General features: G+C 75.9%; 2 protein-coding genes (1 of these 2 running past the window's edge). Both read left to right on the top strand.

The features are described 5' to 3' along the window. The gene (locus tag C2L59_RS47935; RefSeq protein WP_199199025.1) at positions 1-8601 is read left to right on the top strand and encodes a type I polyketide synthase; all 8601 of its coding nucleotides are present in this window, start codon (positions 1-3) and stop codon (positions 8599-8601) included. After that, positions 8598-25776, top strand: partial view of a type I polyketide synthase gene (locus tag C2L59_RS47940; protein WP_199199026.1) — the 5' portion only. The gene runs 2768 nt beyond the window's last position; only the first 17179 of its 19947 coding nucleotides appear in the window; the start codon lies at positions 8598-8600; the stop codon falls past the right edge of the window. The genes C2L59_RS47935 and C2L59_RS47940 overlap by 4 nt, the downstream gene beginning before the upstream one ends.

A 25776-nucleotide genomic window follows, 5' to 3' on the forward strand; every position in this document is an offset into this window, starting at 1 on the left:
ATGGCCAGCGAGAGCCAGCTGCGTGACTACCTCAAGCGCGTCACCGCCGACCTGCACCGGTCGCGGCAGCGCGTGCGGGAGATGGAGGCCGCCGCCGGGGAGCCCGTCGCCGTCGTCGGCATCGGGTGCCGGTTCCCCGGCGGGGTCTCCACCCCCGATCAGCTGTGGGACCTCCTCGCCGCCGGCACCGACGCGATCGGGCCGCTGCCGGCCGACCGGGGGTGGTCCGCGCTGCTGGCCGGGGTCGACCGCAGCACCATCAGCCTCGGGGACGTCGACGCCTGGCGCGGCGGCTTCGTCGACGGGCCCGAGGAGTTCGACGCCGGGTTCTTCCGCGTCTCCCCGCGCGAGGCCCTCGCGATGGACCCGCAGCAGCGGCTGCTGCTCGAAGTCACCTGGGAAGCCCTCGAACGCGCCCGGATCGTGCCGGCGAGCCTGCGCGGCAGCCGCACCGGTGTGTTCGTCGGCACCAACGGCCAGAGCTACGGCAAGCTCCTGGCCGCGTCCGGGGAAACCGTCGAGGGCCACGCCGGCACCGGCACCACCGCGGCCGTGCTCTCCGGCCGCGTCGCCTACTCCTTCGGCTTCGAAGGCCCGTCCGTCACCGTCGACACCGCCTGCTCGTCGTCGCTGGTCGCCGCCCACTGGGCGACGCAGGCGCTGCGCTCGGGCGAGTGTTCCCTCGCACTCGCCGGCGGGGTCACGGTGATGGCCACCCCCGAGGCGTTCGCCGAATTCAGCAAGCAGGGCGGCCTCGCCCCGGACGGCCGGTGCAAGGCCTTCTCCGACGGCGCGGACGGCGTCGGCTGGGCCGAAGGCGCCGGGATCCTCGTCCTGGAAAGGCTTTCCGACGCCCGGCGCCACGGCCACCCCGTGCTCGCCGTGCTGCGCGGCACCGCCGTCAACTCCGACGGCGCCAGCAGCGGCCTGACCGTCCCCAACGGACCCGCGCAGCAGCGGGTGATCCACGCCGCGCTCGCCGCCTCCGGTCTGTCTACTTCGGACATCGACGTCGTCGAGGCGCACGGCACCGGCACCCGGCTCGGCGACCCCATCGAAGCCCAGGCCCTGCTGGCCACCTACGGCCGCGATCGCGAGCACGACCTGCTGATCGGCTCGGTCAAGTCGAACTTCGGGCACACCCAGGCCGCCGCCGGCGTCGCCGGGATCATCAAGGCCGTCCTGGCCATCCGCCACGGTGAGGTGCCGCGCACCCTGCACGCCGGCCGGCTCTCGTCCGAAGTGGACTGGACCGCCGGGGCGGTCCGGCCGGTGACCGAGCCGCGGCCGTGGCCGGACACCGGCCGCCCACGCCGCGCCGCCGTGTCCTCCTTCGGGGTCAGCGGCACCAACGCGCACACGATCGTCGAGCAGGCCCCCGAGCCCGAGCCGGCCGATCGCGGGCCACGGGCCACCGGGCCGGTGTCGTGGTTCGTCTCCGCCCGGACCGAACCCGCGCTGCGCGCGCAGGCCGAAGCGCTGCTGGCGGCGACCACCGACGAGACGGACGCGGCGGACGTCGCCGTCTCGACCGCCGTCACCCGCACGGCCTTCGAACACCGACTCGCGGTCACCGGCCCGGACACCGTGACCCTGCGTGCGGGGCTGCGCTCCTGGCTCGGACGGGGGGTCACCCCGAACGTGACCACCGGGACCGCGTCGCCCGGCGAAACCGCTTTCCTGTTCTCCGGCCAAGGGGCGCAGCGGATCGGTATGGGCACCCGGCTCGCCGAGGTGTACCCGGTGTTCGCCGAGGCGTTCGCGGACATCGCCGGCCGCTTGGGCGGGGTCGTCACCGACGACCGGCTCGACCGGACCGAGCACGCCCAGCCCGCGCTGTTCGCCTACCAAATCGCCCTGTTCCGGCTCCTCGGATCCTGGGGCGTGCGCCCGGCGTTCCTGGCCGGGCACTCGGTCGGCGAGATCGCCGTCGCGCACGTGGCCGGGGTGCTGTCGCTCGATGACGCCTGCACGCTCGTCTCGGCCCGCGCGAAGCTGATGGGCGCGTTGCCCGGAGGCGGCGCGATGATCTCGGTCCGGGCGTCCGAGGAGGACATCGACGCCGAGGACGTCGACATCGCCGCCGTGAACGGCCCCGAGTCGGTGGTGCTGTCCGGTCCCGAAGACGCCGTCGCCGCGATCGCCGCGCGGTTTCCCGGGGCCCGGCGGCTCCGGGTGTCCCACGCGTTCCACTCGCGCCTGATGGACCCGATACTCGACGACTTCCGCGCTGTCGTAGCGAAACTCTCCTTCGCCGCGCCGGAAATCCCGGTGCTCGCGGGCGGGGACGTCACCGACCCGGAGTACTGGGTCCGGCAGCTCCGCGACACCGTCCGCTTCGGCGACACGGTCACCCGGCTCGCCGAGGCCGGCGTGACGCGGTTCGCCGAGCTGGGCCCGGCCCCCGTCCTTTCCGGACTGGTCACCGGCGCGATCCCCCTCGCGCGCAAGGACCACGACGAGGACACCGCGCTGATCGCCGGGCTGGCCGCCCTGCACGTCGCGGGCGGCACCGCCGACTGGACCGCCGTGCACCCCGGCGCCCGCCCGGTCGACCTGCCCACCTACGTCTTCCAGCGCGAGCGCTACTGGCCGGCGCTCACCCCGCGCACCGGCGACGCGGCCGGGCTCGGCCTCACCCCGGTGCGGCACCCGCTGCTCGGCGCCGCCCTCGACGTCGCCGCGACCACCGAGACCGTGCTCACCGGCACGGTCTCGCCGGCCACCCAGCCGTGGCTCGCCGGCCGGTCGTCGTTCCCCGGCACGGGGTTCCTCGAGCTGGCCCTGCGCGCGGCCCGCAACCTCGGCTGCGCGGAGCTCGCCGAGTTCACCCTCACCACCCCGCTCGGCCTGGCGCCGAAGACCACCGTGGTCCTGCAGGTGCGGGTCGGCCCGCCCGGCCCCGACGGCCGTCGCGCGATCGACGTCCACTCCGCCCCCGCGGCACTTTCACGTGAAAGCGACCACCAGGGGGCGGCGCTTTCACGTGAAAGTGCCGCTTCCGGGGTGGGCTGGACGCACCACGCCACCGGCGTCCTGGCCGCGGCGGCCGGACCGGAACCCGCGGTGCTGGCCGAGGGCGCGTACCTGACCGACGTCACCCTCGAAGGGGACGCGGGCGCCTTCGACCTCCACCCGCTGCTGCTCGCCGAAGCCGTCCGGGCGTGCGGGGCGGACGCCGTCTCCTGGCGCGGGGTTTCGCTGCACGCCCGGGGCCTGACCCGGCTGCGGCTGCGCGTCGCGCCGCTCGGCGGCAGCGCGGTCAGCCTCGCGCTGCTCGACTCCGCCGACCGGCTGGTGTTCGCCGCCGCCGAGGTCGGGTTCAGCAGCGCCGTCACGAAGGTCGAAGCCGCGCCCGCGAGCCCGGTGCGCGTCCCGGCGAGCCCGGTGGCCGGCGACTGGGCCGCGCTCGGCGACGCCGAGCGCGTGCGGGCGGCCGAAGACCTCGTCCGGACCACCGTCGCGGCCGTGCTCGGCCACGGCGACACCGGTGCGGTCGGCACCGGCGACCCGTTCACCGACCTCGGCTTCGACTCGATGCTGGCGGTCGAGCTGCGCAACCGGCTCACCGCCGCGACCGCGCTCGACCTGCCGGCCACGCTCGTGTTCGACCACCCCACCCCGGCGGCCGTCGCCCGCCTGCTGCTGGCCGGGCTCTTCGGCGACGGCGAACGCACCGGCCCGGTCCGCCGGACGCGGGCGCGCACCGACGACCCGGTCGTCATCGTCGGCATGAGCTGCCGCTACCCGGGCGGGGTCCGCTCGCCCGACGACCTCTGGACGATGGTCGCGAACGGCCGCGACGCCGTAGGCCCGTTCCCGGACGACCGCGGCTGGGACCTCGCGACGCTCGCCGCGGGCGCGTCCGCCACCACCTACGGCGGCTTCCTCGACGGCATCGACCGCTTCGACGCCGCGTTCTTCGGCATCTCCCCGCGCGAGGCCCTGGCGATGGACCCGCAGCAGCGGCAGGTCCTGGAGACGTCGTGGGAGGCACTGGAGGACGCCGGGATCGACCCGCTCGGCCTGCGCGCCACCCCGACCGGCGTGTTCGTCGGCACCAACGGCCAGGACTACGCGAGCGTGCTGGCCGGCAGCGACGCCGACGTCGGCGCGCACGCCGGGCTCGGCAACGCCGCCAGCGCGGTCTCCGGCCGGGTGTCCTACGTGCTCGGGCTCGAAGGCCCGTCCCTGACCGTCGACACCGCGTGTTCGTCTTCGCTGGTCGCGCTGCACCTGGCGGCGCAGGCCCTGCGGGCGGGGGAGTGCGAGCTCGCGCTCGCCGGCGGGGTGCTCGTCATGTCCAGCCCCAACTACTTCCTCGGCACCAGCCAGCAGGGCGGCCTGGCCCCGGACGGGCGTTGCAAGGCGTTCGCCGACGCGGCCGACGGCACCGGCTGGGCCGAAGGCGTCGGGATGCTCGTGGTGGAGCGGCTGTCCGACGCCCGCCGCCGCGGTCACGAAGTGCTCGCGGTCGTGCGCGGGTCCGCGGTCAACTCCGACGGCGCGTCCAACGGCATCACCGCCCCGAACGGGCCGTCCCAGCGCCGGGTGATCCGGGCCGCGCTGGCCGACGCCGGCCTGTCCACTTCGGACGTCGACGTCGTCGAGGCGCACGGCACCGGCACCACGCTCGGTGACCCGATCGAAGCCCAGGCGCTGCTGGCGACCTACGGGCAGGACCGCGAGACGCCGTTGCTGCTCGGGTCGTTCAAGTCCAACATCGGCCACACCCAGGCCGCCGCCGGGGTCGGCGGGGTGATCAAGGTGGTGCAGGCGATGCGGCACGGCCTGGTGCCGCCGACGCTGCACGTCGACGCGCCGTCGTCCCATGTGGACTGGATGGCGGGGTCGATCGACCTCGTCACCGAAGCGACCCCGTGGCCCGAGGTGAACCGGCCGCGCCGGGCGGGCGTGTCGGCGTTCGGCGTCAGCGGGACCAACGCGCACGTGGTGCTCGAACAGGCACCCGAAGAGCCCGCGCCGGTGCCGGAACCCGCGCCCGCCGTGGTTCCGTGGGTGCTCTCGGCGCGCAGCCGGACCGCGCTGCACGCCCAGGCGGCCCGCCTGGCCGCCGCGCCGGCACCGCTCGTCACCACCGGGCTCGCCCTCGCCACGCGCCGGGCCGCGCTGGAGCACCGCGCGGTCGTCGTCGGCGCGGACCTGGCGGCGATGCGCTCGGCGCTGACCGGCGGCAACCTCCTCGAAGGCACGGCCCGCGACGGGGGCACGGCGCTGCTGTGCACCGGCCAAGGTGCGCAGCGGCCCGGCATGGGCCGCGGGCTCTACGACCGGTTCCCGGTGTACCGGGCGGCGTTCGACGAGGTCTGCGCCGAATTCGGCGACGGCCTGCGGGACGTCGTGTTCGGCGAGGACGCCGCGTTGCTCGCCACCACCGGCTGGGCGCAGCCCGCCCTCTTCGCCGTCGAAGTCGCGCTGCTGCGGCTGCTGGAGGAGTGGGGCGTGCACGCCGACCACCTGGCCGGGCACTCGATCGGCGAGATCGCCGCCGCCCACGCGGCCGGGGTGCTGTCGCTGGCCGACGCGTGCACGCTCGTCGGCGCCCGGGCCCGGCTGATGCAGGACCTGCCCGGGGGCGGCGCGATGATCGCCCTGCGCGCGAGCGCCGCCGAAGTCGGGCCGCTGCTCGGCCCGGAGGTCGCGCTCGCCGCCGTCAACGGGCCGTCGTCGGTGGTGATCGCCGGGACCGAAGCCGCCACGCTCGCCGTCGCCGGACGATTCGGCAAAGCCCGGCGGCTCGCCGTCAGCCACGCGTTCCACTCGCCGCTGGTGGAGCCGATGCTCGAGGACTTCGCCAAGGTCGTCGCCGGGCTCGACCTGCGGCCGCCGCGCCGCTCGCTGCTGTCCGCGGTCACCGGGCAGCCCGAATCGGAGCTGTTCGCGACGGCCGGGTACTGGGTGGACCACGTGCGCCGGACCGTCCGCTTCGGCGACGTCGTCGCGGACCTGGCCGCGCGCGGGGTCACGCGGTTCGTCGAGGTCGGGCCGGACGCCGTGCTTTCCGGGATGGCCGCCGAGACCGTCGAAGCGACGTGCGTGCCGCTGCTGCGGGCGGGTCGCGACGAAGAGACCACGATCGTCACCGCGCTGGGGCGGCTGCACGTCGACGGCCTCGCGATCGACTGGTCCCGGTTCTTCGCCGGGGCCGACGCGCGCGGCGTCCGGCTGCCGACGTACCCCTTCGACGGCGAGCGGTTCTGGCCGGAGCCCGCGGTCCGGGCCGACGTCGAGCCCGCCGACGGGTTCTGGGCGGCGCTGGAAGGCACCGACGTTTCGGCGCTGGCGGCGGAACTCGGGGCCGACGCCGACGAGCTGGCCCGGGTGCTGCCCGCGCTTTCCGCGCACCGCAGGGGACACGTCGACCGGGCCACGACCGACGGCTGGCGCTACCGCGTCGGCTGGCAGCCCCTGACCGGCACGGCCGCACCGCGCCGCGAGGACTGGCTGATCGCCGTCCCGGCCGCGCTCGACGGCGACGAACGCGTCGAGGTGCTGGTCGAGGTGCTGGGCGCGGACACGGTCCGCGTGCTCGTCGACGGCCCCGATCGCGCGGCGCTGGCCGAGCGCATCACGGCGCTGCTCGAGACGTTCCCCCGCCCGGCCGGGGTGCTGTCCCTGCTGGCGCTGGACGAGACCCCGGCCCCGGACGCCCCTTCGGTGCCCGGTGGCCTCGCCACGACGGCGACCCTGGTGCAGGCCCTCGGCGACGCCGGCGTGGACGCACCGCTGTGGTGCCTGACGACGGGCGCGGTCCGGACGGGCCCGTCGGACGCGGCGGGGCGCCTCGCGCAGGCCGCGGTGTGGGGCCTGGGCCGGGTGGCGGCGATGGAGTACCCGGGCCGCTGGGGCGGGCTCATCGACGTGCCGCCGGACTTCGACCCCCGCGCCCTGACCCGCCTCCCGGGCACGCTCGCGGCAGCGGGCGAAGAGGACCAGATCGCCCTGCGCCCGAACGGCGCCCTGGTCCGCCGCCTCCTCCCCGCCCCGGCCGGCGACAGCGCATCGGGCTCGGCCGGCGACCGAAATGCCGGCTCGGCCGGCGACCGCGCACCCGGCTCGGCCGGCGACCGCGCACCCGGCCCGGCCGGTGTCGCGCCCGCCGGTGGCCAGGTCGGCGGGGACCGTGTGGCAGTGAGCGGGGCGGGCTCGGCCGGCGGCCGCGACCCCGGCTCGGCCGGCGGCCGCGACCCCGGCTCGGCTGTGGCTGTGCCCGCGGGTGGTGAGGTCAGCGGTGACCGTGCCGTGGCGCGTGGAGCCGGCCGCCCGTCGGCCGTGCCCGTTGATGGCACCGTTCTCGTCACCGGGGGTACCGGTGCGCTCGGGGGGAAGCTGGCGCACTGGCTCGCCCGCTCCGGCGCCGGGCACATCCTGCTCACCAGCCGCCGCGGTCTGGATGCCCCCGGTGCCCGCGAACTGGCCGATGAGCTCGCCGCCGCGGGGGCGCGGGTCACCGTTGCCGCCTGTGATGCCGCCGATCGGGATGCCCTGCGGGACCTCATCGGGAACCTGCCGCCGGAGTTCCCGCTGCGTGGGGTCGTTCACGCGGCCGGTGTGCTCGACGACTGCGTGGTCGACGCCGTCGACCCGGGCCGGTTCGAGACCGTTCTGCGGCCCAAGACCACCGCCGCGCTCAACCTCCACGAACTGACCGCCGGGCTCGATCTCGGCCTCTTCGTGCTCTTCGCCTCCATCGCCGGCACCGTCGGCGGGCCCGGGCAGGGCAGCTACGCCGCCGCGAACGCCGTCCTCGACGCGCTCGCCGACCAGCGTGCCGCCGCCGGGCTGCCCGCCCTGTCGGTCGCCTGGGGGGCCTGGGGCGAGGTGGGCATGGCGGCCGACCCCGCGATCCGGGAACGCATGCGCCGCAGCGGCGCGGCCGCCCTCGCGCCCCGGCGCGCCCTGCTCGCCCTCGGCGAAGCGCTGCGGCGCGGGGACACCACGGTGACCGTGGCGGACATCGACTGGACCCGGTACGCGCCCGGCATGGCCCTGATGCGCGCGACGCACCTGCTCGACGGCATCCCCAGCGCCCGCGCGGCCATCGAGGCCGCGCGCCACACCCCGGAGACCGCCGAAGAGCCGCTGGCCGACCAGCTCGCCGGCATGTCCGAACCCGAGCGCGTCAGCACGCTGGCGAAGGCGGTGCGGACGGCGGCCGCGATGATCCTCGGGCACGCCTCGGGCGACGCGATCGAGCCCGAGGCGAAGTTCGGGCTGCTCGGCTTCGACTCGCTGAGCGCGGTCGAATTCCGCAACCTCCTGGCCCGGCGCACCGGGCTGAACCTGCCGCAGGGCCTGGTCTTCGACCACCCGACGCCGCTCGCGCTCGCGCAGTACCTGCGGGCCGAGCTGGTGCCGGCCGACCGGCCCGCGGCCGACCCGCTGGACACCGAGCTGGCCGGCCTGGAACGGGCCGTGGCGGCCGGCGACCTCGACGAAACCCGCAGAGACGACCTGTCCCGGCGGCTGCACCGCCTGCTCGACGGGCTGCGGCCGGGGCGCACGGACGGCGAAGACGTCCTCGCGGCTTCGGACGACGAAATGTTCGACCTGCTCGGCAAGGAGTTCGGGATCTCGTGAGCACGCAGGATGGGCGAGCGCTGATGGACAACGAAGAGAAGCTCCGGCACTTCCTCAAGCGCGTCACCGTGGAGCTGCAGGAAACGCGGGCGAAGCTGCGGGAGGCCGAGACGGCCGACCAGGAACCGATCGCGATCGTCGGGCTGGGCTGCCGCTTCCCCGGCGGTGCGTCGACGCCGGAAGCGTTGTGGGACCTGCTTTCCGAGGGACGCGACGCGATCACGGAGTTCCCGGACGACCGCGGCTGGGACGTCGACCGGCTGCACGACCCGGACGGCGCCGCGCGAGGCACCTCCTACGTGCGCCACGGCGGGTTCCTGCACGACGCCGGCGACTTCGACCCGGCGTTCTTCGGCATTTCGCCCCGCGAAGCGCTGGTGATGGACCCGCAGCAGCGCCTGATGCTGGAGATCTCGTGGGAGGCGATCGAGCGCGCGGGCATCGACCCGGCTTCGCTGCGCGGCTCGTCGACCGGGGTGTTCACCGGCACGAACTTCCAGGACTACATCCACCTCGCCGCGACCGCGGCCGAAGGCGCCGAGGACTACCTGTCCACGGCCAACGCCTCCAGCGTCCTGTCCGGCCGGGTCGCCTACGCGCTCGGCCTGGAGGGGCCCGCGATCACCGTCGACACCGCGTGCTCGGCGTCCCTGGTCGCGATGCACCTGGCCGCGCACGCCCTGCGCCGCGGCGACTGCTCCCTCGCGCTGGCCGGCGGCGCGACCGTGATGGCCACGCCGACGTTGTTCATCGCGTTCAGCCGCCAGCGCGGGCTCGCCCCCGACGGCCGCTGCCGCTCGTTCGCCGAAGGCGCGGCGGGCACCGGCTGGGGCGAGGGCGCGGGTGTGCTCGTGCTGGAGAAGCTGTCGGACGCCGAACGCCACGGCCACCGGATCCTCGCCGTCCTGCGGGGCAGCGCGGTCAACTCCGACGGTGCGTCCAACGGCCTGACCGCCCCGAGCGGCCCGGCGCAGGAGCGGGTCATCCGCGCGGCGCTGGCCGGCGCCGGGCTGTCCGCCGCCGACGTCGACGCCGTCGAGGCGCACGGCACCGGCACCACCCTCGGCGACCCGATCGAGGCCCGCGCGCTGGCCGCCACCTACGGCCGCGACCGCGCCGGCGAACCGCTGTGGCTCGGCTCGGTGAAGTCGAACCTCGGCCACACCCAGGCCGCCGCCGGCGTGGCCGGGGTGCTGAAGATGGTCCTCGCGCTGCAGCACGGCGTCCTGCCGGAGACCCTCGGCGTCGACGCGCCGACGTCGGCGCTCGACTGGGACGGCAGCGGGCTCGCGCTGGTCACCGGCACCCGGGCGTGGCCGGAGACCGGGCGGCCCCGCCGGGCCGGGGTGTCGTCGTTCGGGCTGAGCGGCACCAACGCGCACGTCATCCTGGAGCAGGCACCCGCCCCCGCGGCCGTCGCCGAGCCGTCGCCGCGGGTGCCCGGGGCGCTGAACTGGCCGGTGTCCGGCAAGAACGCCGCCGGGCTGCGGGGCCAGGCCGCACGCCTGCTGTCCTTTTCGGACACCGAGCCGCCGCTCCTGGACCTGGCCTACTCGCTGGGGGTCTCGCGGGCCGCCCTGCCGCATCGCGCGGTCGTCACCGGCTCCACTGTGGACGAACTGCGGGCCGGGCTCGCCGCCCTCGCGGCCGGCACTTCCGAGGGGGCGGCTCCGGGTGCGGTCGCGTTCCTGTTCACCGGCCAAGGCTCGCAACGCGCCGGAATGGGCCTCGGGCTGCGGGACGCGTTCCCGGTGTTCGCCGAGGCGTGGGACGCGGTGTGCGCCCACCTCGATCCCGGGCTCACCGAGGTCGTGCGCTCGGGCGCCGGCCTCGACGAGACGAAACACGCCCAGGCCGCGCTGTTCGCGCTGGAGGTCGCGCTCTTCCGGCTCGCCGAGTCGTGGGGGCTGCGGCCGGACTACCTGCTCGGCCACTCCGTCGGCGAGCTGGCCGCGGCGCACGTCGCCGGGGTGTTCTCCCTCGAGGACGCGTGCGCGCTCGTCACCGCCCGCGGCCGGCTCATGCAGGAGCTGCCCGCCGGTGGCGCGATGCTCGCCGCCGAGCTCACCGAAGCCGAAGCCCTCGACCTGATCACCGGCCCCGAGGTCTCGCTGGCCGCGGTCAACGGGCCGGACTCCGTGGTGTTCTCCGGCGACGCGGCGGCCATCGACGCCCTCGAAACCGCGCTGAGCGGGCGCCGGACCAAGCGGCTGCGCGTCAGCCACGCCTTCCACTCGGCGCGGATGGAGCCGATGCTCGGCGAGTTCGCCGCCGTCGCTCGCCGGATTTCCTACGGCGAAGCGACGTTGCCGGTCGTCTCGAACCGCACCGGCCGCGTCGCGACCGCCGGGGAGCTGCAGGACCCGGCGTACTGGGTTTCGCACGTGCGGGACACCGTCCGCTTCGGCGACGGCGTGCGGTGGCTGGCCGAGCGGGACGTCACCCGGTTCGTCGAACTGGGCCCCGACGGCGTGCTGTCCGCGATGGCGGGCGGCGTGGGCGACGACGTCAAGTGCGTGCCGCTGCTGCGGGCCGGCCGGCCGGAGGAGCAGGCCGCCGCCGCGGCGCTGGGTGCGCTGCACGTGGCCGGGGTACCGGTGGACTGGGCCGGGTTCTACGCCGGCACCGGCGCGCGGCTGATCGACCTGCCGACGTACGCCTTCCAGCACGAACGCTACTGGCCCGAAGCGACGCCGCCGGGGGCCGTGGCGACCGACCCGGGCGGGCTCGGCCTGACCGCGGCCGGCCACCCGCTGCTGGGCGCGGCCACCGGCCTGGCCGACGGCGAGGGCCACCTGTTCACCGGCCGGCTCTCCGCGGCGGCGACGCCGTGGCTGGCCGACCACGTCATCATGGGCGCGATCCTGTTGCCCGGCACGGCTTTCCTGGAACTGGCGATGCGCGCGGGCGACAGCGTCGGCTGCCCGCGCGTCGCCGAGCTGACCCTGGAGGCGCCGCTGGTCCTGCCCGAGCGCGGCGGCGTCCGGCTGCAGCTGCTCGTCGGCGCCCCGGACCACGCCGGGCGGCGTCCGTTCACCGTCCACTCGCGACTCGAAGACGAACTCGAGGACACGGCCTGGGAACGGCACGCCGGCGGCGTGCTCGCCCCGGGCGCGGCGGCTCCGGCACCGGTGGCGTGGCCGCCCGCGGACGCCGAGGAGGTCGACCTCACCGGCTTCTACGACGGCCTCGCCTCGGCCGGGTTCGGCTACGGCCCGGCGTTCCAGGGCCTGGAGCGGGTCTGGCGCCGCGGCACCGAGGTGTTCGCCGAGGTGACGGCTCCGCGGAAGGCGGGCGCGACGGACGCGTACGGCCTGCACCCGGCGGTCCTCGACGCGGCCCTGCACGCCCTCGGCGCGGCGGACCGCGGCGAGGACGCGGACCGGCTGCTGCCGTTCGCGTGGACGGGCGTGACGCTGCACGCGCCGGGCGCCTCGGCGCTGCGGGTCCGGATCGACGCGGCCGACCCGGTGTCGGTGGCGATCGAGGTCACCGACACCGCGGGCGAGCCGGTGGCGTCCGTGGAAGCGCTCGCCTTGCGCCCGGTCGCCGCGGGCACCGGCGCGGGCCGGAAAGCGCGGCACGAGTCGCTGTTCACCGTGGACTGGGTCCCGGTCCCGGCCACCGCGACGGCCGGTCCGGTGGACTGGCCGGTCCTCGAAGAGGCCACCGGGACGCCGTCCCACGTCGTCTACCGGCCGTCCGGGGGCGACACGCCCGGAGCCGTCCGCGAGACGCTGCGCGAGGTCCTCCACACCGTCCGGGCCTTCCTCGCCGACGAGCGGTTCGCGGACTCGCACCTGGTCGTCGTCGCGAGTTCCACCGACCTCGCCACCGCCCCGATCTGGGGGCTCCTCGGCTCGGCTCAGGCCGAGCAACCCGGCCGCATCACGCTGGTCGACCTCGAAGACGACGCTCTCCTCGCCGCGGCCGTCGCCCTGGGGGAACCCAAGGTCGTCGTCCGCGACGGGAAGCTGCACGTCCCGCGGCTCGCCCGGGCCGCCGTCGCGCCCGCCGCCGAAGGCCGCTTCGCCGGGACCGTCCTGATCACCGGCGGCCTCGGCGGGCTGGGCCGCCACCTCGCCCGCCACCTGGTCGCCGAGCACGGCGCCCGCCGGCTCCTCCTGCTCGGCCGCCGCGGCCCGGACACCCCGGGCGCCGCCGAGCTGATCGCCGAACTGGGCGTCGAGGCCACCGCCCTCGCCTGCGACGTCACCGACCGCGAGGCACTGGCCGCGATCTTCGCCGAGCACGAGATCACCGCCGTCGTGCACACCGCGGGCGTCCTCGACGACGCGACTTTCGGGTCGCTGACCGATGACCGGCTCGACGCCGTCCTGCGTCCCAAGGTCGACGCCGCCTGGTACCTGCACGAGCTCGCCGAACACGCCGGGACGTTCGTCCTGTTCTCCTCCGTCGCGGGCGTCCTCGGCGCCGCCGGGCAGGGCAACTACGCCGCCGGCAACGCCTTCCTCGACGCCCTCGCCGCCCACCGGCGCACCCTCGGCCTCCCCGCCGTCAGCCTGGCCTGGGGCGCCTGGGAGACCGGCATGGCCGGCACCCTCACCGACGCCGACCTCGACCGGATGACCCGCGCCGGCACCCCGCCGCTGCCCCTCGACCACGGCCTGAGCCTGTTCGACGCCGCGCTCGGCGCGGACGACGCCCTGCTCGCGCCGGTCCGGCTCGACCTCGACACGCTCTCGGCCGCGCCCGAGGTGCCCCCGCTGCTGCGCCGCCTGGTCCGCGGCACCGCGCGCCGCCGCGCCCGCGCCGACTCCGGCCTCACCGCGCGGCTGGCCGGGCTCGCCCCGGCCGATCGGCAACGCGCCCTCGTCGACCTCGTCCGCACACACGTCGTCGCCCTGCTCGGGTACAGCTCGATCGGCCAGGTCGAACCGGCGCAGTCCTTCGCGGACCTCGGCTTCGACTCGCTGTCGGCGGTGGAGCTGCGCAACGCCGTCCAGGCCGAGACCGGCCTGCGGCTGCCCGCGACGCTCGTCTTCGACTACCCGACCGTCCTCGCCCTCGCCCGCCACCTGCACGACGAACTGGTCGGCGCCCTGGACGCGGTCCAGGCGCCGGTGCGCACGACCCCGGCCGAGGCCGACCCGGTCGTCATCGTGTCCATGGGCTGCCGCTACCCGGGCGGCATCACCTCGCCCGACGAGCTGTGGGACTTCGTCCTCGCCGACGGCGACGGCGTCTCCCGCTTCCCGGGTGACCGCGGCTGGCCGGTCGACGCGCTCTACCACCCGGACCCCGAGCACGCCGGCACCAGCTACACCCGCGAAGGCGGCTTCCTCGACGACGTCGCCGGGTTCGATCCCGGCTTCTTCGGCATTTCCCCGCGCGAAGCCCTGGCGATGGACCCGCAGCAGCGCCAGCTGCTCGAGACGTCGTGGGAAGCGCTCGAGCGCGCCGGGATCCGGCCGGAAACGCTGCGCGGCAGCCGCACCGGCGTCTACGCGGGCATCATGTACCACGACTACCTCGGCGCGAACGTCGAGTTCCCGGCCGACTCGCTCGGCTACCTCGGCACCGGCAACGCGGGCAGCGTGCTGTCCGGGCGCCTGTCGTACGTGTTCGGCCTGGAAGGGCCGTCGGTCACCGTCGACACGGCGTGCTCGTCGTCGCTGGTCGCGCTGCACATGGCCGCGACCGCGCTGCAGCGCGGCGAGTGCGAACTGGCCTTGGCCGGTGGCGTCACGGTGATGGCGACCCCGGGCACGTTCATCGACTTCAGCCGCCAGCGCGGGCTGGCCCCCGACGGCCGCTGCAAGTCCTACGCCGACGCCGCCGACGGGGTCGGCTGGTCCGAAGGCGTCGGGGTCCTGGTCCTGGAACGGCTTTCCGACGCCCGGCGCAACGGCCACCCGGTGCTGGCGGTGGTCCGGGGCAGCGCGGTCAACTCCGACGGCGCCTCGAACGGCCTGACCGCGCCGAACGGGCCGTCGCAGCAACGCGTGATCCGCCAGGCCCTGTCCGCCGCCGGTCTGTCCACATCGGACATCGATGTCGTCGAAGGCCACGGCACCGGCACCACGCTGGGCGACCCGATCGAAGCCCAGGCGCTGGTGGCCACCTACGGCCATGACCGCGACGAGTTCCGGCCGCTGCTGCTCGGCTCGGTCAAGTCCAACCTCGGCCACACCCAGGCCGCCGCGGGGGTCGCGGGCGTGATCAAGTCCGTGTACGCGCTGCGCGCCGGCGTCGTGCCCAGGACCCTGCACGTCGACACGCCCTCGTCCCATGTGGACTGGACGGCCGGCGACATCGAACTGGTCACCGCGACCCGGCCGTGGCCGGAGACCGGGCGGCCACGCCGGGCGGCGGTGTCGTCGTTCGGCATCAGCGGCACCAACGCGCACGTCGTGCTGGAACAGGCCCCGGCCGCCGAGCCCGCACCCGCCCCCGCCGGGCGGCCCGGGCCGTGGCTGCTGTCGGCCCGCACCCCGGAGGCCCTGCGGGAACAGGCGCGCCGGCTGCTGGCGGCCGATCCGGGTGACGTCGCCTGGTCCCTGGCCACCACGCGCACCACGTTCGAACACCGTGCGGTCCTGACCGGCGACACGCTGGCGGCCCTCGCCGCCCTCGCGGACGGCACCGACGCCCCCGGGCTCGCGGTCGGTGAAGCGGTTTCCGGGGTCCGCACGGCGTTCCTGTTCACCGGCCAGGGCGCCCAGCGCGCCGGGGCGGGCCGCGCGCTGTACGAGCGGTTCCCCGTGTTCGCCGACGCGCTCGACGAGGTCTGCGCGCACTTCGGGCCTTCGCTGCGGGAGCGGATGTTCGACGCCGAGTCGTCGCTGGAGCCGACCGACGTCGCCCAGCCCGCGCTGTTCGCGATCGAGGTCGCGCTGTACCGGCTCGTGCGCTCCTGGGGCGTCACCCCGGACCTGCTGCTCGGGCACTCGATCGGCGAGCTGGCGGCCGCGCACGTCGCCGGGGTCTTCTCGCTCGAGGACGCCTGCCGGCTGGTCGCCGCCCGCGGCCGGCTGATGGCCGCCCTGCCTTCCGGCGGGGCGATGGTCGCGATCGACGCGCCGGAAGCGGTGGTGGCGGCCGCGCTGGACGACCGGGTGGCCATCGCGGCGGTCAACGGCCCCGCGTCGGTGGTCGTCTCGGGGCACGAGGACGCCGTCACCCGGCTCGCCGCCGCGTTCGCCGCGGACGGGCACCGCACCCGCCGGCTCGACGTCAGCCACGCCTTTCACTCGCCGCTGATGGACCCGATGCTCGAGGAGTTCCGCGCGGTCGCCGAGACGATCGAGTACGCGCCCGCGGACCTCCCGGTGGTGTCGAACCTGACCGGCGCGGTCGCCGGCCCTGAACTGTCCACAGCGGACTACTGGGTGCGGCACGTCCGCGCCGCCGTCCGGTTCGCCGACGGGATCGCGACCCTGCTCGCCGACGGCGTCACGGCGTTCCTGGAGCTCGGCCCGGCCGGGGTGCTCAGCGCGCTGGCCGCGGAAACCCTGCCGCCGGAGGCGGTTGCGGTCTCGTGCCTGCGCCGCGACCGCGCCGAGGAAGACTCGGTCCTCGACGCGCTGACCGCGTTGCACCTGCACGGAGCCGAGATCGGCTGGGCGTCCTACCTGGACGGTGGCCGTCCGGTCGAGCTGCCGACGTACCCGTTCCAGCACGAGCGGTTCTGGCCGCGGGTGGCCCTGCTGACCGGCGGCACCGGCCTCGACGCCGTCGCCCACCCCCTGCTCGGCGGCGGCATCGAGCTGCCGGAGTCCGGCGGGTTCCTCTACACCGCACGGCTCTCCCTCGCCGGCCACCCGTGGCTGGCCGGGCACCGGATCGCCGGCTCGCTGCTGCTGCCCGGGACCGCGCTGCTGGAGCTGGCGGCCGCGGCCGGCGAGCACGCCGGCTGCCCGGCCGTCGGCGAACTGACCCTGGAAGCGCCGCTGGTGCTGGGCGAAGAGACCGGCACGCACGTCCAGATCGCCGTCGGCGCCCCGGGTGCGGACGGCGAGCGGCCGATCTCGATCTACTCCCGCCGGGAAGACGCGCCCGACGAGCTGTGGATCCGCCACGCCGGGGGCACGCTGCACACCGCCGGCGCGCCCGCCGCGCCGGTGGCGCGCCCGGCCGACGCCACCGAGCTCGACCTCGACGGCCTCTACGACCGGTTCGCCGACCAGGGCTTCGAGTACGGTCCCGCCTTCCGCGGCCTGACGGCCGCCTGGCGGCACGGCGAAGACGTCTACGCCGAGGTAGCCCTGCCCGAGGACGAGCCGGCCGAGCCGTTCGGCCTGCACCCGGCGCTGCTCGACGCCTGCCTGCACGCGACGTCGTTCAGCTCGGCCGTGCGGCCGGGTGCGCTGCCGTTCTCGTGGGAAGGCGTCACCGTGCACGCCTCGGGGGCGACCGCGGTGCAGGTGCGCGTCTCGCTCGCGGGGGACGACGCGGTGTCCCTGCACCTGACCGACCTCGACGGCGAGCCGGTCGCGACCGTGCGTTCGCTGGTCCTGCGGCCGCAGTCCGCGGTCCCGGCCGCCGACCGCGATTCGCTGTTCCAGCTCGGCTGGACCCCGATCGCCGTCGGCGCGCCGGAAACCGGCGCGGTCTCGGTCGCCGGGGCCGACCCGCTCGGGGTGGCCGCCGTTTTCCCGGCCGCCACCCGGCTTTCCGGTCCGCTCGACGCCGAAGACGGCGTCGTCCTGTGGCCGGTTGCCGCCGGCGAGACCGCCGACGTCGTCCGGGAGACGCACGAACTGACCACGCACGTGCTCGGCCTGCTGCAGGACTGGCTGGGCGAAGAACGGCCCGCGCGGCTCGTGCTCGTCACCCGGGGCGCGACGACCGGCGCGGACCTGCCCGCGGCCGCCGTCTGGGGCCTGGTCCGCACGGCGCAGGTCGAGCACCCGGGCCGCGTCGCGCTCATCGACCTCGACGGCACGGACGCGTCCCTGACCGCCCTGCCGAACGCCCTCACCACCGGAGAACCCCAGCTCACCCTGGTCGACGGCGAACCCCGCGCCGCCCGCCTCGCCCGCGCCGACGCGGCACTTTCACGTGAAAGTGCCGCTTGGGAGCCGGACGGGACCGTCCTCATCACCGGCGGGACCGGCGGTCTGGGTGGGTTGCTGGCCCGGCACCTGGCCGCCGAGCACGGCGTCCGGCGGCTGCTGCTGGTCAGCCGCCGTGGCCCGGCGGCGGAGGGGGCCGCCGGACTCGCCGCCGACCTCACCGCGGCCGGCGCCCACGTCGACGTGCGGGCCTGCGACATCGCCGACCGCGACGCACTGCGAGCCCTGCTCGGCGCCGTCCCGGCCGAGCACCCGCTCACCGCGGTCGTGCAGACCGCCGGCGTCCTCGACGACGGCGTCCTCGGCTCGCTGACGCCGGAGCGGCTGGCGGCCGTGCTGCGCCCCAAGGTCGACGCGGCCTGGAACCTGCACGAGCTGACCCGCGACCTCGGCCTCGCGGCGTTCGTCTCGTTCTCCTCGGTCGCCGGCACCTTCGGCGGCGCCGGGCAGGCGAACTACGCGGCCGCCAACGCCTTCCTCGACGCGCTCGCCCTCCACCGCGCGGCCGGCGGCCTGCCGGCGCAGTCGCTCGGCTGGGGCCCGTGGGCCGCGGCGACCGGGATGACCCGCACGCTCGGCGACGCCGACTTCGAGCGGATGGCCCGGCTCGGTATGCCCGTGCTGCAGCCGGAGCAGAGCATCCGCCTGTTCGACCGCGCGCTCGGCACCGACCGGGCCGTCCTGCTGCCGGTCCGCCTCGACCTCCCGGTGCTCCGGACGCAGCCGGAGATCCCGCCGCTGCTGCGCGGCCTCGTCCGCGTCACCGGCCGCAAGCAGGCCGGCCGCGGGGCTGCCGGACTGGCCCGCCGCCTCGCCGGGCTGACGCCGGACGAGCGCGCCGAAGCGCTGCTGACGCTGGTGCGCGAGCAGGTCGCGCTGGTCCTCGGGCACGCCGACGCGACGACCGTCCCGGCCGCCAAGACGTTTCAGGAACTCGGGTTCGACTCGCTCACCGCGGTCGACCTGCGCAACAAGCTCTCGGCCGCGTCCGGCGTCGCCCTGCCGGCCACGACGGTGTTCGACTACCCGACGGTCACCGCGCTGGCCCGCCACCTGGCCGAGCAGTTGGGCGGCGACGGCGACGGCGACCGCGTCGAGGCCGCGCCGATGCCGGCGGCGGTGGCCGACGAGCCGATCGCCATCGTCGCGATGAGCTGCCGCTACCCGGGCGGGGTCAGCACGCCCGAGCAGCTGTGGTCGCTGGTCACCGGCGGCACCGACGCCATCACCGAGTTCCCGGCCGACCGCGGCTGGGACCTCGACGCGCTGTACGACCCCGACCCGGACCACCCGGGCACCTCCTACACCCGCCACGGCGGCTTCCTGCACGACGCCGCCGAGTTCGACGCCGCCTTCTTCGGGATGAGCCCGCGCGAAGCCGTCGCCACCGACACCCAGCAGCGGCTGCTGCTGGAGGTCTCGTGGGAGGCGTTCGAACGGGCCGGCATCGACCCGCGCAGCCTGCGCGGCAGCCGCACCGGCGTGTTCGCCGGCGTGATGTACAACGACTACAACAGCCTGGTCGCGGGCGCGGACCTGGAGGCGTACCAGGGCAACGGCAGCGCGGGCAGTGTCGCCTCCGGGCGCGTCGCGTACGTGCTGGGGCTGGAAGGCCCGGCGGTGACGGTGGACACGGCGTGTTCGTCGTCGCTGGTGGCGCTGCACTGGGCCGCGCAGGCGCTGCGGTCGGGGGAGTGTTCGCTGGCCCTCGCCGGCGGCGTCACCGTCATGTCGACGCCGGGCACGTTCGTCGGGTTCTCGCGTCAGCGCGGGCTGGCCCCGGACGGCCGCTGCAAGTCCTTTTCGGACGACGCCGACGGCGTCGGCTGGTCCGAAGGCGCCGGAATGCTCTTGCTGGAAAGGCTTTCCGCCGCCCGGCGCCACGGCCACCCGGTGCTGGCGGTGGTCCGGGGCAGCGCGGTCAACTCCGACGGCGCGTCCAACGGCCTGACCGCACCCAACGGCCCGTCGCAGCAACGCGTGATCCGCCAGGCCCTGTCGGTCGCCGGTCTGTCTGCATCGGACGTCGATGTCGTCGAAGGGCACGGCACGGGAACCACCCTCGGTGACCCGATCGAGGCCCAGGCCCTGCTGGCGACCTACGGCCAGGAGCGCGGGACACCGCTGCTGCTGGGCTCGGTGAAGTCGAACATCGGCCACACCCAGGCCGCCGCGGGCGTCGCCGGGGTGATCAAGGTGGTCGCGGCGCTGCAGCACGGCGTCGTCCCGGGGTCGTTGCACGCCGGGGAAGTGTCTTCGCACGTCGACTGGGCCGCCGGCGACGTCGAGGTCGTCACCGGGAACCGGCCGTGGCCGGAGACCGGCCGCGTGCGCCGGGCGGCGGTGTCGTCGTTCGGCATCAGCGGCACCAACGCCCACACGATCATCGAACAGGCGCCGGAGCCGGTGCTCGCGGAAGCGCCACCGGACGCCGGGGTCGTGCCGTGGCCGCTTTCGGCCACCACGGACCGCGCGCTGCGGGACCAGGCCGCGCGGCTGGCCGGGCTCGACGTCAACCGCGTCGACGCCGGGTTCACCCTCGCCACCGGCCGGACGGCGTTCGACCACCGCGCGGTGGTGCTGTCCGAACACCGGGCCGAACTGTCCGCGGCCCTGGCCGCGCTGGCCGCGGGGGAACCGCACCCGGCGGTCGTGACCGGGCGGGTGGCCGGGTCCGCGAAGCTCGCCGCGCTGTTCGCCGGCCAGGGCGCCCAGCGGCTCGGCATGGGCCGCCTGCTCTACGCCCGGTACCCGGTCTTCGCGCAGGCGTGGGACGCGATCGCCGAGCAGCTGCCCGGGGAGTGGGCCGGGATCGTCTGGGGCGAGAACTCGCGGCGGCTCGCGGACACGGCCGCGGCGCAACCCGCGCTGTTCGCCCTCGAAGTCGCGCTGTACCGGCTGTTCGAATCGTGGGGCGTGCGGCCCGGCTTCGTGCTCGGGCACTCGGTCGGCGAGATCGCGGCCGCGCACGTGGCCGGGGTGCTGTCCCTGGCGGACGCCTGCACGCTGGTGCGGGCGCGCGCCGAGCTGATGGGCGCGCTGCCGGGCGGTGGCGCGATGGTGTCCGTGCGGGCGAGCGAAGCGCAGGTCCGGCCGCTGCTGGGCGACGACGTCGCCATCGCGGCGGTCAACGGCCTGGACGCCGTGGTGCTCGCCGGGGCCGAAGCAGCCGTGTCGGCGCTCGCCGAGCGGTTCGGGAAGGCCAAGCGGCTGACGGTTTCGCACGCGTTCCACTCGCCGCTGATGGACCCGATGCTCGAGGAGTTCCGCGCGGTTGCCGCCGGGGTGACCCACTCGGCGCCCCGGATCCCGGTGGTCTCGACGGTCACCGGATCGCTCGTCACGGAGTTCTCGGCGGACCACTGGGTGGCCAACGTCCGCCGGACGGTCCGGTTCGCCGACGGCGTGACGGCGCTGCACGAACACGGCGTGCGCGTGTTCGCCGAGTTCGGCCCGGACGGCGTCCTCTCGGCCATGACCGCCGGAACCCTCGCCGACGTGAGCACGGTCCCGTTGCTGCGCAAGGAAACCGCCGAGCCGCGGGCGGTGCTGGCCGGGCTCGCGGGGCTGCACGTGGCCGGCGTCGGCGTCGAGTGGGCGGCGGTGCTGCCGGGCGGACGGCGGACGGAGCTGCCGACGTACGCGTTCCAGCGGGAGCGCTTCTGGCCGCGTGGCGGCGCGACCCCGCGCGGGGACGCGACGGCGGCGGGGCTGGGCGTCGGCGGCCACCCGATGGTCGGGGCCGTGGTGCGCCCGGCCGGGTCCGGTGAAGTGCTGCTGACCAGCCGGCTGTCGGTGCCGGGGCACCCGTGGCTGCGCGGGCACGTCGTCGGCGGCGCGGTGGTGCTGCCGGGGACGGTGTTCACGGAGCTGGCGCTGCGGGCCGGCGACGAGGCCGGGACGCCGTGCCTGGACGAGCTGACCCTGGAAGCGCCGCTGGTGCTGCCCGGGCGCGGGGGAGTCCAGCTGCAGCTGCGCGTTTCGGCGCCGCGCGAAGACGGACGCCGGACCCTGACCGTCCATTCGCGACCGGAGGACGGCGACGACCTGACGTGGACCCGGCATGCGACCGGCGTGCTCGGTCCCCGGCGCGCGGCGGCGGCGTTCTCGTGGCCGCCCGCCGCGGAACCGGTCGAGCTGTCGGGGCACTACGAGCGTCTGGCCGAGGGCGGCCTGGCGTACGACGGCACGTTCCGCGGCTTGACGGCGGCGTGGCAGTCGGGCGACGCGGTGTTCGCCGAGGTGGCGCTGCCCGCCGACGACGCGGGTGACGCGGGCGCCTTCGGCCTGCACCCGGCGCTGTTCGACGCGTGCCTGCACGCCATCGGCCTGCTCGGCGGCGAGGCCGGGCTGCCGTTCTCGTGGGAGGGCGTGCAGCTGCACGCCACCGGCGCGGCCTCGGTCCGGGTGCGGATCACGCGGGTGGGCGCGGGGGTTTCGCTGGCGATCGCGGACACCGCCGGGGAACTCGTGGCCGAGGTGGCCACGCTGCGCCTGCGCCGGCCGGCCGAGGTCCGGCCGGTGAGCCAGGAGCACCTGTACCGGCTCACGTGGACCCCGCTGACCGTGGAGCCGGCGGAACTCACCGGCTTCGGGGTGCTCGGTTCGGCTGAGCTGCTTCCCGGCGCCACCACCTTCGCCGACCTCGAAGCCGCGGCCGCGAGCGCGCCCGGGCTCGTCGTCCTGCCGCTGCTCGACCTGCCGGACGCCGATCCGGCCTCCGCGGCCCTCGACGTCACCACCCGGGTGCTCGACCTCCTCCAGGGCTGGCTCGCCGACGACCGGCTGCGCGAGACCCGGCTCGCCGTGGTCACCCGCGGCGCCACCGGCGGCGATCCCGTCGCCGCGGCGGTGTGGGGCCTGCTCCGGTCCGCCCAGGCCGAACACCCCGGCCGGTTCGCGCTGATCGACCTCGACGAGACCGGCGAACACCTCGGGGCCGCTCTCGCGGCCGACGAACCGCAGGTGGCCGTCAAGAACGGCCGCGTGCACGGCGGCCGCCTGGCCCGGGTCGCGGGCCACGCCGAGGCGCGGAGCTTCGGCGACCCGGACGGCACCGTCCTCATCACCGGCGGCACCGGCGGCCTGGGCGCGGTCTTCGCCCGCCACCTCGCCGCCGAGCACGGGATGCGGCGGCTGCTGCTGGTCAGCCGCAGCGGGGGAGACCCCGCCGAAGTCGCCACCCTCGTCGCCGAACTCGCCGCGCACGGCACCGAAGTCACCGCCGCCGCCTGCGACATCGCCGACCGGGACGCCCTCCAGGCGCTCCTCGACGGCCTCGAGCACCCGCTGACCGCCGTCGTGCACAGCGCGGGCGTCCTCGACGACGGAGTCCTGGACTCGCAGACGCCGGAAAGCTTCGAGCGCGTCCTGCGGCCCAAGGTCACCGGGGCCTGGAACCTGCACGAACTGACCCGCGACCTGCGGTCGTTCGTGCTGTTCTCCTCGGTCGCCGGCACCGTCGGCACCGCGGGCCAGGCCAACTACGCCGCCGCCAACGCCTTCCTCGACGCCCTCGCGCGGCACCGCCACGACCACGGCCTGCCCGCCACCGCGCTCGGCTGGGGCCCGTGGGCCGCCGGCAGCGGCATGACCAGCGCCCTGACCGACGCCGACCTCGCCCGGATGGCCCGCGCCGGCACCCCCGCGATCCCGGCCGAGCTGGGCCCGCGCCTGTTCGACGCCGCCCTCGCCGCCGGGGTCCCCGACGTCGCGCCGGTCCGGCTCGACCTGCCGGTGCTCCGCGCCCTGGGTGACGTCCCGCCACTGCTGCGCGGCCTCATCCGCGTACCGCTCAAGCGGTCGGCGGCGGGCGCCGAAGCGGCCGTCGGGCTGGTCCAGCGGCTCGGCGCGCTCGACGCCGCCGGACGCACCCGGGCCGTCCGCGAGCTGGTCGGCACCCAGGTCGCGCAGGTGCTCGGGCACGCCGACGGCGGCGCCGTCGACGCCGGGCAGACGTTCCAGCAGCTCGGCTTCGACTCCCTCACCGCCCTCGAGCTGCGCAACCGGCTCGACGGCGTGACCGGTGTCCGGCTCGGGGCCACCGCCGTGTTCGACTACCCGACCGTCGCCGCCCTCGGCGAGCACCTCCTGGAGGCGCTGCTCGGCTCGGGGGCCGTCGCCGACGAGCCGCCGTCGCCGGCCGCGGTGGCCGGCGACCCGATCGTCATCGTCGGCATGAGCTGCCGCTTCCCCGGTGGCGTCGCCTCGCCCGAGGACCTGTGGCGGCTGCTCACCGAGGAACGCGACGCGATCACGGCGTTCCCCGTCAACCGCGGCTGGGACATCGCCTCGCTCTACCACCCGGACCCGGACCACCCGGGCACCACCTACACCCGCGAAGGTGGTTTCCTGCACGACGCGGGGGAGTTCGACCCCGAGTTCTTCGGCATGAACCCGCGTGAGGCCCTCGCCACCGACGCCCAGCAGCGGCTGCTGCTGGAAACCGGCTGGGAGGCCGTCGAACGCGCCGGCATCGACCCGGTGAGCCTGCGCGGCAGCCGCACCGGCGTGTTCGTCGGCGTGATGTACAACGACTACGGCCTGACCCTCAACCACCTCGCCGACACCGACGGCTACGAGAGCAACGGCAGTTCCCCGAGCGTCGCTTCGGGCCGGGTCGCCTACACCTTCGGCTTCGAAGGCCCGACGCTGACCGTCGACACGGCGTGCTCGTCGTCGCTGGTCACCCTGCACCTGGCCGCGCAGGCGCTGCGCAGCGGCGAATGCGAGCTGGCCCTGGCCGGCGGCGCGACCGTGATGGCCACGCCGGGCACCTTCGTCGGCTTCAGCCGGCAGCGCGGGCTCGCGCCGGACGGCCGGTGCAAGGCGTTCTCCGACGACGCCGACGGGCTGGGCTTCGCCGAAGGCGTCGGCATGCTGGTGCTGGAACGGCAGTCCGACGCCCTCCGCAACGGCCACGAAATCCTCGCGGTCGTCCGCGGGTCCGCGGTCAACTCCGACGGCGCCTCGAACGGCCTGACCGCGCCGAACGGGCCGGCGCAGCAACGCGTGATCCGCCAGGCACTGGCGAGCGCCGGTCTGTCCACAGAGGACATCGACGCGGTCGAAGCGCACGGCACCGGCACCGCGCTCGGCGACCCGATCGAAGCCCAAGCCCTCATCGCCACCTACGGCCGGGACCGCGAGCAGCCGCTGCCGATCGGTTCGGTCAAGTCCAACATCGGCCACACCCAGGCCGCGGCGGGCGTCGCCGGGATCATCAAGATGGTCCTCGCGATGCGCCACGGCGTGCTGCCGCGCTCGCTGCACACGGCCACCCGGTCGTCCCACGTGGACTGGGACGGCAGCGGCGTCGAGGTGCTGGCGGCCGCCCGCCCGTGGCCGGAGACCGGGCGCGTGCGCCGCGCGGCGGTGTCGTCGTTCGGCATCAGCGGCACCAACGCCCACGCCGTGCTCGAAGCCGGTCCGGCGCCGGTGCCCGCACCGGAACCGGCGCGGCAGCCGTCGATCGTGCCGTGGGTGCTGTCCGGCCGGACCGCCGGCGCTCTCCGCGGTCAGGCCGAACGGCTGCTGACCCACCTCGACGACCAGGACGTCTTCGCGGTCGGCCGGGCCCTGGCGGGCCGGACGGCGTTCGCGCACCGGGCCGTCGTCGTCGGCGAGGACCGGGCCGGGCTCACCGCCGCGCTCGCCGCGGTGGCCGCGGGCGCGGCGGCCCCGGACGTCGTGACCGGCCGGGCCCTCGGGGTGCGCACCCCGGCGTTCGTCTTCCCGGGCCAGGGGTCCCAGTGGGCCGGGATGGCCCAGGACCTCCTGGCCGCGTCGCCGGTCTTCGCCGCGACGATGGCCGGGTGCGCGGCCGCGCTGAGCGAGTTCGCCGACTGGTCCCTGTTCGACGTCCTCGGCGACGCCGAAGCCCTCGAAGAGGTCGACATCGTCCAGCCGGCGCTGTGGGCGGTGATGGTGTCGCTCGCCGCGCTGTGGCGCGAGTTGGGCGTCGAACCCGCCGCCGTGGCCGGGCACTCCCAGGGCGAGATCGCCGCCGCCTGCGTCGCGGGTGGACTGTCCCTTCAGGACGGGGCCAGGGTGGTCGCGCTGCGCAGCCGCCTGATCCGGCAGAAGCTGCCCCGCACCGGCGTGCTGCTGTCGGTGGTCGCCCCGGCCGACGAGGTCC

The organism is Amycolatopsis sp. CA-128772, from assembly GCF_002904295.1.
Taxonomy (GTDB): domain Bacteria; phylum Actinomycetota; class Actinomycetes; order Mycobacteriales; family Pseudonocardiaceae; genus Amycolatopsis.

Excerpts from the sequence above, each read along its gene's own strand:
- C2L59_RS47935 (WP_199199025.1), top strand. The coding sequence starts at position 1 with ATGGCCAGCGAGAGCCAGCTGCGTGACTACCTCAAGCGCGTCACCGCC.